Below are 14,710 nucleotides of genomic sequence, written 5' to 3' on the forward strand. Positions count from 1 at the left end.
CTAGTCTCCGCGTCGTACGCGAGGACGCAAGACGGCAGACGCGACAGACGGCCTAGATACCGACGAGACGAAGGAGTTTTTGAAACTCGGGATCGCCGCGAAGGGAATCGAAATTCGGATCCACTTTCAACAGAACCAGATCTGCGGAGCGCGCCAGGTAACTCGCCTGCAGCCATTGGATGGCTTTTGCCCGATCTCCCAGTTGCGCGTAGGCTGCAGCAACCAGATCCGGATCGACTGTAGAAGAGCGAGAAAGCAGATTCTCCAACAGAATCGAACCCTCGTGTCGCATCCCATCTACTGCTAATACTGTAGCAATTCGAGCGATCACATCCTTCGAACCGAGATCCTGGCAGCGTCGATAAGCGAGCAAAGCTTCCTCGATCGCTTTCTTGCCCAGAAAGGCGTCACCCAGAAGCAAGTTTGCTGTGACCGGATCCATTTGATCCATATGCTTGTACGCATAATCGATTGCGTCGTCATATTTTTGCAGGCTTATGAGCAGGCGAATAATTTCAGTGTGAAGGATGGACGAAAGAGGATCACAGCTTCCGGCGATCTTTAATTCCGCCAGAGCATTCTCCGGTTGTTGCCTTACGGTGTACAGCATCGCGAGATAAGAATGCGCTCGCGAAGAACTTGGGTTAAGGGTAACAGCCCTCATCAACTCTTGTTCTGCGGTGTTCAGGTTCCAGAGATACAGCAGGTTCACGGCTCCAAGCACCGTATGGCCTTCCGATAACTTCTCCTGCAATTCAAGAGCGCGGATTGCGGAATCCTGAGCTCCTCTGTAAAAACTCGAGTTGGATGTTGTCTCTGCAAGATCGAGATAAGACAAAGATCTTGCGGCATAGGCGGCAGCAAAACCTGGATCGAGCGCGATCGCTTGATCAAATTGTCGAATCGAGGAAAGCAGGTCTTCACGCGAACGCTGATAATACCGGTAACGACCTTGCCGATAGAAATTTAGAGCGTCCAGACTTGTTGATGGTTCTACCATGAAAAACTTTTTCTGCTCCTGATCCAAAATCACATTCAATGATTGTGACACTTCCTGGACGATCGCGAATCGAGTCGCTGAAAGATCATCTGTTTTCGGATTGTAGCGATTGCTCCATACCAGACCTTTGCTCACATGAAGAAGCTGAACTTCCAAAACTCCTTTGCCAGGATCGTTCCATCTTCCCGCTAGAACATAACTCACTCCCACTGCACGAGCTGCAGTTCTGGCATCCGCGAACTTGGCATAGCGAAAGGCTGTCACAGGCTGAATCACCTGAAGTCCCTGCAGCATGGAGAAGCCTTCGATCAAAGAGTCAGTCATTCCTCCTGACAAGTACTCCAATTCATTTCCCCCGGTAGACTGAATGGGGAGCACAACAATTGGTATTGGATTTTTCTTGCGTGGAACAAGGAAAAAGAGCGCGGTTGCAATCGCAAGAATAACGAAGACAAAAACAGCTAAAACCGTCATGATTCGCTTGCCGGGTAGAGGAACCACCGCCTCTTCCACTGCCGGCTCTTGTTTCTTCTCAGGCTTCTGTTCAATTTTGGGAATGTAGCGCGATTTTAAAGAGGTAAGCACTTTTCGGAGCTCTGCGCCTGAAGGAAGCCGTTTCGCGCGGTCCTTTACCAGAGCATGGAGCAGAATGCCGTCGAACTCTTCTTGTAAGTGAGCTTGATGGTCGCTCGGATTGACGGGATCATCGGTCTGAATCCGCTTTACAATCGTGGCCGCATCCTTTCCATCAAATGGTTGTTCGTCCGTAGAAGCCAGGTAAAGAAGTGAGCCGATCGAGAAAAGATCAGAACGTCCATCCGGATCTTCTCCGCGCGTTTGTTCCGGCGAAAAATAAAAAAGGGAATCCCACGGAATACCGGAAGCGCTAATCTCGATGATCCCCCGAGCACCCTTCCGTGGAATAGCAGGACCAATTTTTTGAGGCAAGCCAAAATCGAGCAATTTGGCCGGCCCATTCGGCGGTAAATGAATATTGCCGGGCTTGATATTGCCGTGAATTCTTCCGGCCTGGTGCGAAACTTCCAGGGCATCGCAAATTTGTGAGCCGATATCGAGCAAACGGAACATACCAAGCGGCCCTTTTCTCAGTGCTGCCGCAAGGCTTTCTCCCTCCAGATACTCCATTGCCACAAACGCCATCCCTTCCCCTTCTTCAAGCGCGTACACAGTGCCAATGCTGGAGTGATGCAATTGCGATGCGGCAATCGCTTCGCGAGCTAAACGCTTTCTGACAACGGTATGAGTTGCAATGCTTGGCGGAAGGATTTTCAGCGCCACCAGGCGATTCTCATTTAGATCCTCTGCTTTATAGACATCCGTCCTGATCCCGGCGCCCGCGAGTTCGAGAATGTTGTAGTGTAGAATTTTCTTGCCGGACGGCAGAGTTTGCAGATATCCCGTAGACGTCACGTCCGGTCCCCAAAAGTGAGTCAAAGCATCGCGAAGCGCGTGCCGCAAATTGCCGAGATAATTTTCTAGCCGGTAGACACCCTCGCGCGCCCCCATCTGACGATATTCCTTTCCTGTTTCCAGGTCCTGTTCTGGCAGAATTGCAATGCTGTACAACTCTGGATGAGAAGCAACAATCTCCGCGAAAAGTTCCTGTGAATCCGGAATCGAACCGTGAGCAAAAATTAGCAGGTCAGGCCTGGGCCCGGTCTCATTGTGCTGGAGAAATTCCAGCTCGTTCCCAATAACGTCCAGATCACAATTCTTAATCTCAGATGCAAACATACTGAGAGCAGAAATGCTTTCAGGGTACGTGTCGATCAAGAGGATTCGGACAGGACGTAGTTCAGCCAACGAAAACCCCCGTCAAAGTATTCAACACTTTAGTCCAACAAATGAATATGATATAGGATGCTTATCGGCAGTTCTAGATGAAACTGTTCCTGGCTCTTGTGCGGTGGCTCTTTTCGCGGCTTCTAATTCTTCTTTGCATCGCAGCGCTGGTTGTTCTCATCGCAATCTTTTCTGATTGGTGGAAACAACGAAAGGCAGAGGAATTACAACTACAGGCGTTGCAAACGCAGCTCGGCGAATTGAATCGAAGAATTCAGGAACGGCGCGCCGATCTTTCTCTTGAGAAACGATATCTTCGCCTGCGCGAACAAGAGCCTTCCCGGTGGACTTCCCCTTTTCAATGGTTGCAGTGGAAAAAAGAGATCGAAATGACCGGCGTATTGATAGATAAGAAAAATGCAGAACTTCAAAGACTCCGGCACGGAAAAGAAAAACTGGTTCAAGAAATCGAAATCGCCGGCAGGACTCTTTATCACACGCAGCAATTGCTCCTGAAAACACTGCGTAACAGCGTTACAACGATTCTGGTCCTTTGCGTGTTGGTTTTTCTGGGACCGCTTTGCTGGAGAGCTTTCTGGTATTTTTGCGTTGCCGGACTCGCCAAACATGCGTCAGCCGTGCAGTTGGAGAAAAACGGAGACGCAGAAAATGTTTCAGTGAAACAATCACAAAAGAATCTTCCGGTCCAGCTGCAACCGGGAGAAATGCTCGTGACTAGAATGGCCTGGCTTCATCAATACGCTCCCACTGCGCGGAAAAAAACGCGTTTTCTGCTGAATTGGAATTCACCTTTTACAAGTTACGCAGCGGGACTTGCCGAGCTGACGGAAGTTTCTGTGCCTTCAGATGCCGCGCCCACTGAAATCGTTCTCACTTCCGGAGAAAATCCCGATACATACATTTGCGAGGTCCTACTGGACAATCATCGCGGAATTGTGGTTTATCCATCGCAGGTTGTTGCTCTGACGGGAAATCTGCAACTGAAGACGCGCTGGACGCTGCTGAATCCTCATTCGTGGATTGCCGGTCGTTTGCGTTACATCCATTTCAGTGGAACCGGAAAACTGTTCATTCAGGGAAGGGGTGGCGTGGACGCGGTGAAATTGAACGGTCAAGCTGTTCGAATCTCTGAATCCATTCTGACAGCTTTTGAAACCACCTTATCTTTTTCTACGGCGCGAACCGAAACGTTCTGGCCGTACTATCGCGGCATGACACCTTTGTTCGACTACCAGTTTGAAGGGAATGGATTGATTCTCCGGCAAACTGCTCCACCATCAAAAACATCCGACAGCGCTGCAGTTCGCTTCTTCGATGCATTGTTGAATGGAATTGGAAAACTGCTGGGATTTTAGTTGGTAGTTGCAGAGCATTTGCCATTTCGTTTGAAGTAAGTAAGTACATCATTTCCAAAATCAGGTCGCTGATCACGAATAAATCGCGGGCAGGCAAATGCTCTGCCACTACTACTTGGCGGCTCTTACCGGCAGAGTAAAAAAGAAGGTAGAACCCTGCCCTGGCCGCGATTCGGCCCAGATTCTTCCATCATGCCGTTCCACAATCTTCTGACAAATCGAGAGCCCAATTCCGGTTCCTGGATAGCGGCTGCGTTCGTGAAGACGCTGGAAAATTCGAAAGATTCGCTCTTGATCGATGGCATCAATACCAATACCGTTATCTTCTACTCCAAACAACCAATCTTTCCCGTGCGTTTCGGCAAAGATCCGTATTCGGGGATTCTCCTCCTGGCGACGAAACTTGATTGCATTGCTAATCAAGTTTTGAAACAACACTCGCATTTGAATGGGATTCGCAACCACAATGGGCAGAAAGGCAGACGTGACCTGCGCTTCCGTTTCTTGTATTACAACGCTCAGGTCGTTCAACACAATATCCACAGTTTTTTTGAAGTCGGTCGCTTCATGCGGCGTTCCATCGGAATCGAGTCGCGCATAAGTAAGCAAATCGCGAATTAAAGCTTGCATCCTCTTTGCGCCGTCGACAGCGATATCAACACAACGCAATCCTTGGGGATCCAGGCTCCCTTTGTAGTTTTCTTCCAGAAGCTGCAGGTAGCTGTAAATCATTCTCAACGGTTCCTGAAGATCGTGCGATGCAGCATAGGCAAATTGTTCGAGATCCTTATTCGAACGCATCAAATCGGAGGTTCGTTCACGAACCTTTACTTCCAGCACCTCATTCAGTTCCTGGAGCTTCTGATGGGCTTCTCTCAGCTCGGTAATGTCAATGCAGGAACCGATGAAGCCCGCGAAACTTCCATCGATTTCATACCGCGGGATTCCATTGTCAAGAACCCACCGATACTGACCATCCGCTCTTCGCAAACGATACTCCATGCGAAACTCGCGCCGTTGTACAAAAGAAGACATGTAGTGGTTCATCGCATGCTGAAAATCCTCCGGATGCACACCTTCGGCCCATCCATTGCCAAACTCTTCTTCCAGCGTGCGTCCGGTAAAATCAAGCCAGCGCTGATTGAAGAACGTGCACAAAGCATCCTTGCCGGACATCCATAGCAAAACAGGAGAAGTATCAGCCATGGTGCGAAACCGCGTTTCGCTTTCAAACCATTGCTGCTCCGCTTTTGTGGATTGAGTTACATCACGAATCACGGTGTAGCCGCCAACGATGATTCCATCGCCGTCCGTTAAAGGCAGATGATGGGCTTCATAAAAGCCTGAACCGAAAGGCGCTTCGATCGGATGCCGGCAATGGGGAGATCCGCCTTTAAGGAGTCTTTCGAGTTCGCGATCCAGCCCTGTTTCACGAAGAAAAGGGAAAACATCAAGCATGCTTTGATTCATCACATCTCTGGCAAGCTTGCCGAAAATCCTCTCCATCGCGGTATTCCAGAAATTAATCCTGTAATAAGTGTTAAACGCCATGACTCCGTCCAGATAGTTCCGGATCATGGAAAGCGCCATTTCGGCTAATGTCAGCTTTGTCTGTGACATGTTCTAATTTCTTATTATTGTCCCACAACTCTATGTGAGAATCTCAAAGGTCGATAAACGGACTGAACGTGATTGCGGCACGGAAGTTGGAAAAGGCTGCCCTCTCCCTTCCCCTGCTGGAAGACGCAATGTAAATTTTGTTAGAGAATTACAGGGGAAGGGAGCATCAATAAACCTTTGGTTTTTTTTACAGGATGGCAACTCTCGACGCTGCGCGATTCGAGTTGCCTAGAAGAGGGGCTCGCGTACGACCATTTCAGTCAAACGAGAATCTCAGTTACCTACACTTTTGGGACGTTACTAATTTCTTCGCAGTCCGGCTCTATCCCACAAGTTCCGGCAACACATTTCCACTTGCTCAAGGTCCGGCCGGTTCCTGTCGGGCAGTGAAGCGTTGCATGTATTCAACAGCACAACAATGGCATGGAGCATCTGGGGATACCATTTGTCGATCTAGGCGAACAGCGACGTTTCGCAGTTCCTGTTTTGATTCAATACGTACTGAACAAGCGAAGAGCTCCATTCACGATGCCAGACGCTGTCTTCTTCCAACGATGCGAAGATCCTTGCAAGACCATCATCCTTCGCCTCCTCAGCCGCCCGGCACAAACCGGTCATCAAGAATTGATCGAATAGTGGTTTGCAAACGAGATTTAACGCTACGAAAGCTTCGCCCCAGTCAAATGTTACCAGCAGATTTTCAACAACCTTTCTGAGTGGTTGCCAGGACGCATCCTTTTCCCACGCGCCCCGGGAGTCATCAGGATCAGGAAAAGTCACTTGATGTTGTCTGAGACGATAAGCAATCCTCTGAATCCGCCGCATCTCATCCGCGCTCTGCAAAAGCGCGGCTATGACTATCCGGCCTGCAGGAGCCATGCTGCCGATATAAGAGGAAACCATTTGAAATCCATGAAACGGATAGCGTAACGGCGCAACAAACTTGCGGAAAAAATCGAGATAACCGGGTGCGAGTGATTTTTCGTAATTTTCATCCATGGATTCGAAAATGCCATCAACAAAAATTTTTTTTCGCTTTTGAAGGTCTGTATATTTTGTATAAGTGGTTTCGCGCGGATCTTTGAAGTGTTCCCAATCCGTCACTTGAAATGCGGACCCCTTCTGGTTCCGGCCGTACCATTCCCCCACCGGTGCGTTCACTTCAAAGCTTCTTTCAAAATAGTAAAGCAACCTCGAAGTAACGATTTCATACTCCGATGGCTTTTTCTTGAGATCCTGCAAATGCCAGTACGTTTTCTGCTCAGTCATTTTCCAACGTCCAAATAACCCGGTCTTCTGTGAACTTTAAAAATCCTTTAAAGGACGGCATGATCCGTTCCAGATCGGATGGCAAATCGAAAGGAAAACCCAGAACTGCTTCAATCCTCTCACGTGTGACTTCACATTTGTGGGGAACCAGCACGCGAAGATAAGAGCCGACATTGCGGACCTGGACTCTCTCATTCATCAACTCGATTGCGCTGATTACTGCAAGCGAAATATCATTCGCTTCCAATACCGGTCCGACTAAGTCCGTTGTTGGATCATCATTTATCCACATGGAATAGCTTCCAAATCAATATAGATTCTTCCGTCGTGAACCGCATACTGTCTCAGGCAGACCGATTGTGGATTGATTCCCTTACCTGAGCAAACGTCGTATTGCCATTCATGAGCGAAGCACGTCAGTGTTTGTTCATCCAGTTTTCCCTGACTGAGAGGCATCCCGAGATGTGCACACCGGTCTTCATACGCAAAAATGCGGTCATCGATTTTGATGATCAGAACCTTATTTCCCCCCAGCTGGCAGCCCATCATTTCGCCGTTTAACAGGTCGTCCCATTGTGCAGCTTCCATCAATGGCATTCACAACTCCTGCACTACGTCGATTCGATCGAGAGCTTCGAGTCCTGATTCTGTAACGGTTGATCCCGGATCCAGCAACCTGCCGCTAAAGTAGACGCTCGCGCGGACAGCGGGGGCAACACGAACTAAAGCTGCCTCCTGCAGGGTTGCAGCAACAGTTTCAATCGTGTCAGTATCTTGAACAAGCACGAGTAATCCGATCGAATCTCCGCGTAAAAAACCGTAAAGCGGCACCAGCATTATCTTTCCTCTCTACTCCGTTGCAGCCAATTGTAGTTGCCCTGCTCCACATCTTTTCCCCACATCTCCTGCGTCAAAGAAAAATATTTTCGCAAAAGTTCTAACAGGTTAGCAGGCGCTTCCCCGGCCAAAATTCTTTTCACAACATCCTTGTGATGCCGGTAGCGCTCGAGTTCCATATGAAAAATCCATAGGCAGGGTTCAGAACAGAAGATGTATTTTTTTCCATCCAGGTTCGTTGTGATTGCGCTATTCTGCTCAGGAGACCCGCCACAAAGAACGAGCTGGCATAAATCGCAAAAGGTGACAGGGGTGGCGCCATGAGAAAACCATTCTACGCCCGGTCCCGATTCGCGCCATCGCTGGGTGATTCTCTCCCAGATGGGATCGAGATGATGCCACGTTCGCGGATACTTTTCTTTTAGCCAGGCCCTCTCTTTCGGTCCCGGCAATGTGAAATCAAACCAGGTTGTGGCTCTGTAAGTATAAGCGCTGACGTACACCATGTGATGATAGAGCTCGATGTTCGAAAGGAATTGGTCCCAATACCACGGTTTATTCAGCCCGTATTCTTTCAACATTCTTGCGAACTGATCGAGGATCCATTCCTCCATGAACTCCTTGAAAGATTGCGAACGGTGTTTCAAAGGAGTCAGGTAATCCATGCTGAATCCGGTTATCACGGCAAAAAAGCGCCAGCTACGCCAGAACCATTTATCCAGAAGGAATTGCGCGTAGTCCGGGTCATGCTTCAATACAATTTTCAAAACAGCGGGCCCAATCTGCGCGTGCCTGGCTTCATCTGTTTGAATGCTATTCACCATTTTTTCGAACATCTTATCGCCCACGGAGTGAGCCATGGAAGAAAGACCGATGAACTGGAGATTTGTAAATCCGGTTTCAAATACGAAATTGGTTCCTATAGCGAATTCAATCGGGTTGGATCCAATCAAAAGATCATCTACAAAGTGCCGTCCGGCGATCGCGACCCAGTTGTTCGTGTGAAAAAATTTGTGCGTCCAGTCAAATCGTTTATCCCAGGAAATGAGTTCATGCATTAAAAGAAGTGGAATTTGTGTGTGGCGAAATTCATCCATCGCACCGAGTAAGGCCATCGATCGCCACGCACTATCACGGCCGAAGCGGGCGGCCCGGAGGTTTCCTACAACTGCAGCAAACTCAGCCAGCGGAAGAGCTGCGGCATGCAGCTTCAAACCGTTTAACCACGAAGGGTCCAGCTTTTGAAAATCTTCAACTTTGCCGATCGCATCTCTTACCGCGTACACAGCGGAATCTTTTGCGGACTGGTTGACCACATATTCGGTGTAGGAAGTGCGATAAGGCTCGTCCCAACTGCTCCATTCGCTTTGCGGCAGCCATGGAGTTCCTGAAATCTCTTCCGGATAGACCTCTGTTTCTTCTACGTACGAGAACTGCCAATCCAGCTTACGAGCCAGATCGAGCCATTGGTCTCTTCTTAACACTCGCTTGGGGACACTCGCTGTTACGGACAAGTATATAACACGTGGTCAAGCGCCCGTGAGTTAATTAAAGTTTGCCAGGCGAACAGGATAGCGTTTGGCTCCCCATTTGCCGGGGGGTCCTTCGAACCGACCCGGGCAGCGAGTGCCGCAGACTGCACAATGACCGTCCGATGTTAATTTCCAGGCGGTCAGCTCGTACCAGTCTCTTCCAATGATTTTGGTTCCACAGCCATGACAGTATGTGCTGCCACCTTCCTCATCGTGCACATTGCCGGTATAAACATAACGAAGACCATTTTTCAAAGCGATCTTACGCGCTCGTGTCAGCGTAAAGGGAGGAGTGGGAGGCTTATCGAGCATCCGGTAATCCGGATGGAAAGCTGTAAAGTGAAGAGGAACATCCGGGCCGATCTTTTCCATGATCCACTGCGTCATCTTTTCTATCTCCTCTTCTGAATCGTTTTCACCCGGAATCAAAAGAGTTGTGATCTCAAACCAGACGTCTGTTTCGTGCTTTAAGTAGACCAGCGTATCCAGAACAGGCTGTAAATGCCCCGCGCAAATTTTGCTATAAAACCGTTCGGTAAAACCCTTCAGGTCCACGTTCGCAGCATCCATGTATTTGTACATTTCCACTCGCGGCGCATCGCACACATATCCGGCGGTCACAGCCACCGCTTTGATTCCGACTTCATGGCATGCCTGAGCCACATCAATCGCATATTCCAGAAAAATAACAGGATCGTTGTAGGTGAATGCAACTGAGTGGCAACCGAGCTGTGCTGCGGCCGAAGCAATCCGTTCAGGTGACGCCGCATCAGCCAATGTATCGATTTCGCGAGACTTGCTGATATCCCAGTTCTGGCAGAATTGGCAGGAGAGATTGCACCCCGCTGTTCCAAAGGAAAGAATCGGTGTTCCCGGAAGGAAATGGTTCAGCGGTTTCTTTTCTACAGGATCGATGCAGAAACCGCTCGACCTTCCATACGTGGTTAGCACGATCTGGTCATTTTCGCGCGCCCGAACAAAACAAAGACCTCGTTGGCCTTCGTGCAATTTGCAGTAACGCGGGCACGTATCGCACTGGATACGCCCATCTTCAAGCGCGTGCCAGTATTGAGTGGGTACGGTGTTTGAATTCATTGTCTGAATTTAAGAGTAAAAGTTAAGGGTTAAAAGTCAAATGACATTGCTTCGCAGGCGAGACGCCCGCGATACCATTGCCGGAAATGTGTGGCTTTGCGAATATTGTTGTAAGAGAATGTCCCTGATGTTGAGTCGGAGAGAATTGTTCCAGGCCGTATTGGCAAATACGACTCTATTAATCGCCCGGATTGCCGCTGCAGATATCAAGAAAAATCCGTCACCCGAATACTTAAACATTTCCCATAGCAAGCTGGAATGGAACGGCATCAGCAAAGGAGTGGAGTTCGCACGGATCGAGGTGTGGCGGCACAAAGAACTGATCGACGTACTTGCTGTAGTTAGAATCGACCCGCGGTTCAATCGCATTCGCGTCCTTAGTGCCTACGAAGAGGAAAAGACGGTTGCGCGCACGATTGAAGACTGGCAAAAACAGACGGGCGCCATCGCAATGACCAACAGCGCGCAGTACATGGCGGATCCTTACTACATGCCGTGCGCCCTCATCATTTGCGACGGCAAATTGAAAGGCCCCAAATCCAATTCCAGTGTTCGTGGAATGCTGGTCGCCGAACCGGTAAAAAAGAATTTACCGCTGGCGGATCTGTTGGATTTTGAATACGACCGCTACACGCCAGGAACGTACCAGCAGGGCGTTCAGCACTGGCCCATCCTTCTGGACCGGCACGGAAAGATCAAGGTAAAAAAGACCGGCTGGCAGGCAAACCGGACGATTGTGGCCAAAGACTTCGATGACAAAATTCTTCTGATCACCACAGAAGGAAATTTCTTTACCCTGCACAACCTCGGGCTGTTTTTGAAGGAGAGCAACGCGAGACCGGATCGTGGGTTGCGCATTCACACGGCCATGAATCTGGACGGTGGTTCAGAAGCAAATATGGTTGTAAAGGCCAGCGATTTTTCCTACGTGCGCTATGGTCCGTTCGAAGCGCAGAAAAAACCGGCGTTCAGCTTGTTCAACTGGAAAGTGAAAATTCCCGGAGCAATAGGCGTCTTCGCGAGATAATTTTTAACAGAAGGACGCAAAGATCGCGAAGAGAAAAAAAATTCTTTATCTTTGCGTCCTTTGCGAGCTTCTGTTCAAGATTGTTCCGCGGCTTGAATAATCTTCAGGAAGGAATCCGCTTTTAAGCTGGCGCCGCCGACAAGCGCGCCATCAATATGCTCTTCGCAGATAAACGAGTCAATATTGTCCGCTGTCACACTTCCACCATATTGAATGCGTGTGCTTTCTGCGATCGTAGAATCAAACATCTCGGCAAAGAGCGAACGGATATAAGAATGAACTTCAACTGCGTCCGCCGGCGTAGCAGCGCGGCCGGTTCCAATCGCCCAGACGGGCTCATAGGCGATCGTGAAATCGTTCATGTGTTCGGATGTAAACCCGGCGAGACCGTTCCGGATCTGATATTCAACGACTCCGAGTGTCTGGCCACGTTCCCGGTTTTCCAATGATTCGCCGACGCAAAGGATTGGGTAAATTCGATGGCGAAATGCAGCCTGTATTTTGCGATTGATTTCCTGGTTCGATTCCCGAAAATACTGTCGTCTTTCGGAGTGACCTATAATCACGTAGCTACAATTGAAATCTTTCAGCATGAGAGGCGAGATTTCTCCCGTAAATGCGCCCTTATCTTCCCAGTACATGTTTTGGGCGCCTAACTTTATCTTCGAATTCTGTAGTAGTTCGGATGCAATCTGAAGATTCGCGAAGGGAGGCGCAACCATGATGGTTGTTTTTTCAATGGCGGAAGTTCCTTGCAGCAACGCCTGCAACAAAGCTGTGGTTTCCGCGCGGGTGGTGTTCATTTTCCAGTTGCCCGCTATGAACTTGTTACGCATCTGCTTTTCTTCAGTACGCCCTCTAGGGCGTTGTTAATACGGCAATCCCAGGAAGCTCCTTTCCCGTCAAGAATTCCAGACTGGCGCCGCCACCAGTCGAGATATGAGTCATTTTATCCGCAACGCCGCACTTTTCAACAGCTGAAACAGAATCACCCCCTCCAATGACGGTCATCGCATTCAATGACGCAAGCGCGCGGGCAATCGCGTTTGTCCCTTCAGCAAATTCGTCAATCTCGAACATACCCATCGGGCCGTTCCAAAAGACCGTTTTTGCATCTCGCAAAATGGCGGAATATTTTTCGCGCGTTTCCGGCCCGACGTCGAGCCCCATCCAGCCTTCAAAATCTCCTCCCGTTCGAATCACGCGGGTGGGAGCGCCTGCTTTCGGTTCCGGCGCCGCAATGAAATCGACCGGCAATTCCAGTTTGTCATTCACCAAAAGTTCATTTGCCAGATCCAGCTTGTCGATCTCGCAAAGAGATTTGCCGATGTGCTGTCCTTTTGCCTTTAAAAATGTGTACGCCATTGCTCCACCGATCAGGAGACGGTCCACACGGGTCAACAGGCTCCGCACAACTTCAATTTTGTCTGAAATTTTCGCTCCGCCCAGAATGGCAATATAGGGCCGGTCAGGCGCTTGCATCAGTTTTCCCAGATATTGAAGCTCTTTTTCGATCAAGAAACCGGCTGCCCGCCGCTGAAAGTGGAGCGCCATCCCTACCATCGAGGCGTCAGCGCGATGAGATGTGCCAAAAGCATCATTCACATACTCATCGGCGAGTTGAGCAAGCTGTTTTGAAAATTCAGGATCCCCTTTTTTTTCGCCAGGGTGAAAACGCAAATTCTCCAGCAACAAAACTTCCCCTTCACCAAGATTCGCGGACAGAGCTTGAGATTCCGGACCCACAATATCGTTGCCGAGTTTTATCGGGAGAACGAGCAACTCACCGAGTCGTTTCGCGACCGGCTTCATGCTGTATTTTTCTTCTGGTTTGTCTTTGGGACGCCCTAGATGCGAAGCCAGAATCACCCTTGCGTCCTGATCGAGCGCGTACCGGATGGTTGGAAGAGAAGCTTGAATCCGCGTGTCGTCTTCAATTTCATTCTGGTCGTTTAAGGGAACATTGAAATCGACACGAATGAAAACTCGCTTGCCTTTGAGATCAAGATCGCGGATTGTCAGTTTGTTCATAAAGAACGCGCAACCAGCTTGATCAAATCACGCAAACGGCAGGAGTAACCCCATTCATTGTCATACCAGGCCAGAACTTTTGCGAAGTTACCATCCATCACAGCAGTGTACGGACCATCCACGATGGAAGAATGCGGATTTCCGCGAAAATCGATCGACACCAGTTCATCGTCCGTATAATCAAGGATGTTTTTCATCCAGGATCCCGCTGCTTCCCGGAACGCGCTGTTGATCTCCGCTTCTGTCACAGTCTTTTTCAGTTCCATCACAAAATCGGTCAGGGAGACGTTGGGTGTCGGAACGCGAACGGAGATTCCATCCAGCTTCCCTTTTAGATCAGGAAGCACTTCTCCAACTGCGACGGCTGCGCCTGTAGTTGTCGGAATCATGGAGAGGGCGGCGGCGCGAGCTCTACGAAGATCTTTGTGCGGAAGGTCGAGAAGTTTTTGATCGTTCGTGTAGGAATGGATCGTGGTCATGTAACCTCGTATGATCCCGAATTTCACGTGCAGGACTTTCGCCACCGTGGCAAGACAATTCGTCGTACAGGATGCATTCGATATCACATGATGCTTGGAGGCTTCGTACATGTCCTCGTTAACACCCAGGCAAATCGTGACGTCCGGCTCTTTTGCGGGCGCAGAAATCAGGACTTTCTTTGCCCCACCTTCCAGATGTTTTGCCGCGTCGGACCGCTTTGTGAAAAGTCCCGTGCTCTCCACAACGATATCCACACCCAGATTTTTCCATGGCAACTTCGCCGGATCTTTCTCCGAGTAAACGGCGATTTCATCATCGTTGACAATGATTGATTTTTCCTTTGAATCAATTTTCTGTTCAAGATTCCCAAGAACGGAATCATATTTCAGCAGATGAGCCAGGGTTTTTGTATCGGTAATATCATTTACCGCAACAAAATCAAAATTCTTTTCACCCATTGAACATCTCAGTAAGTTGCGACCAATCCGGCCAAATCCATTGATACCTATCTTGATTGACATGACATTCCTCCCTTATTCGGTACGCGGCTGAACACCTAGTATAAAAAAAGAGGACAGGCAAGTAAATTCGTTCCGGTCACAAAGGCGGACAACTGTTACTATAATAAAGCCATGTCCAC

At 49.2% G+C, this 14,710-nt stretch carries 13 protein-coding genes; 2 read left to right on the forward strand and 11 right to left on the reverse strand.

Annotated elements, in window-relative coordinates; all coding sequences use genetic code 11:
• Window positions 1-52 precede the first annotated feature (52 nt).
• Window positions 53-2,824, reverse strand: coding sequence for a protein kinase (locus L0156_26755; GenBank protein MCI0606601.1), 2,772 nt, complete (start codon window positions 2,822-2,824; stop codon window positions 53-55).
• A gap of 77 nt (window positions 2,825-2,901) precedes the next feature.
• On the opposite strand from L0156_26755, the gene L0156_26760 reads away from it, so the two are divergent.
• On the forward strand, window positions 2,902-4,179 hold the full coding sequence (locus L0156_26760) for an AIM24 family protein (GenBank protein ID MCI0606602.1): 1,278 nt from the start codon (window positions 2,902-2,904) through the stop codon (window positions 4,177-4,179).
• Between the two features lie 111 nt (window positions 4,180-4,290).
• Here L0156_26760 and L0156_26765 read toward each other — a convergent pair whose 3' ends face one another.
• From L0156_26765 to amrS, 7 genes are all read right to left on the reverse strand, one after another.
• Window positions 4,291-5,799, reverse strand: coding sequence for a PAS domain S-box protein (locus tag L0156_26765; protein ID MCI0606603.1), 1,509 nt, complete (start codon window positions 5,797-5,799; stop codon window positions 4,291-4,293).
• 453 nt (window positions 5,800-6,252) lie between these two features.
• Window positions 6,253-7,068: a hypothetical protein gene (locus L0156_26770; protein ID MCI0606604.1), complete on the reverse strand. Its 816-nt coding sequence runs from the start codon at window positions 7,066-7,068 to the stop codon at window positions 6,253-6,255.
• On the reverse strand, window positions 7,061-7,360 hold the full coding sequence (locus tag L0156_26775) for an MmoB/DmpM family protein (GenBank protein ID MCI0606605.1): 300 nt from the start codon (window positions 7,358-7,360) through the stop codon (window positions 7,061-7,063). Before L0156_26775 ends, L0156_26770 begins: the two co-directional genes overlap by 8 nt.
• On the reverse strand, window positions 7,351-7,665 hold the full coding sequence (locus L0156_26780; GenBank protein ID MCI0606606.1) for a Rieske 2Fe-2S domain-containing protein: 315 nt from the start codon (window positions 7,663-7,665) through the stop codon (window positions 7,351-7,353). The genes L0156_26775 and L0156_26780 overlap by 10 nt, the downstream gene beginning before the upstream one ends.
• The gene (locus L0156_26785; protein ID MCI0606607.1) at window positions 7,666-7,905 is read right to left on the reverse strand and encodes a toluene-4-monooxygenase system B family protein; all 240 of its coding nucleotides are present in this window, start codon (window positions 7,903-7,905) and stop codon (window positions 7,666-7,668) included. It lies immediately after the preceding gene.
• Window positions 7,905-9,389 (reverse strand): toluene monooxygenase, encoded by a 1,485-nt coding sequence (locus L0156_26790; GenBank protein MCI0606608.1) that lies wholly within the window; start codon window positions 9,387-9,389, stop codon window positions 7,905-7,907. Before L0156_26790 ends, L0156_26785 begins: the two co-directional genes overlap by 1 nt.
• Before the next feature lie 60 nt (window positions 9,390-9,449).
• Window positions 9,450-10,532 carry an AmmeMemoRadiSam system radical SAM enzyme gene (amrS, locus tag L0156_26795; protein MCI0606609.1) on the reverse strand — a complete coding sequence of 361 codons (1,083 nt, stop codon included), beginning with the start codon at window positions 10,530-10,532 and terminating at the stop codon, window positions 9,450-9,452.
• A 127-nt stretch (window positions 10,533-10,659) separates the two neighbouring features.
• Between amrS and L0156_26800 the strand changes: the two genes are divergently transcribed.
• Window positions 10,660-11,559, forward strand: a complete 900-nt coding sequence (locus tag L0156_26800) for a phosphodiester glycosidase family protein (GenBank protein ID MCI0606610.1) — start codon at window positions 10,660-10,662, stop codon at window positions 11,557-11,559.
• Between the two features lie 74 nt (window positions 11,560-11,633).
• Here L0156_26800 and tpiA read toward each other — a convergent pair whose 3' ends face one another.
• The 3 genes from tpiA to gap are packed head-to-tail and all read right to left on the reverse strand — an operon-like array spanning window position 11,634 to window position 14,591.
• Window positions 11,634-12,395, reverse strand: a complete 762-nt coding sequence (gene tpiA / locus L0156_26805; protein ID MCI0606611.1) for a triose-phosphate isomerase — start codon at window positions 12,393-12,395, stop codon at window positions 11,634-11,636.
• Between the two features lie 22 nt (window positions 12,396-12,417).
• Entirely contained in the window at window positions 12,418-13,590 is a 1,173-nt protein-coding gene (locus tag L0156_26810; protein MCI0606612.1) for a phosphoglycerate kinase, read from the reverse strand.
• A complete protein-coding gene (gap, locus tag L0156_26815; GenBank protein MCI0606613.1) occupies window positions 13,587-14,591 on the reverse strand; it encodes a type I glyceraldehyde-3-phosphate dehydrogenase in 1,005 nt (334 codons plus the stop codon). Before gap ends, L0156_26810 begins: the two co-directional genes overlap by 4 nt.
• Window positions 14,592-14,710 lie beyond the last annotated feature (119 nt).

The organism is bacterium (genome assembly GCA_022616075.1).
Classification (GTDB): domain Bacteria; phylum Acidobacteriota; class HRBIN11; order JAKEFK01; family JAKEFK01; genus JAKEFK01.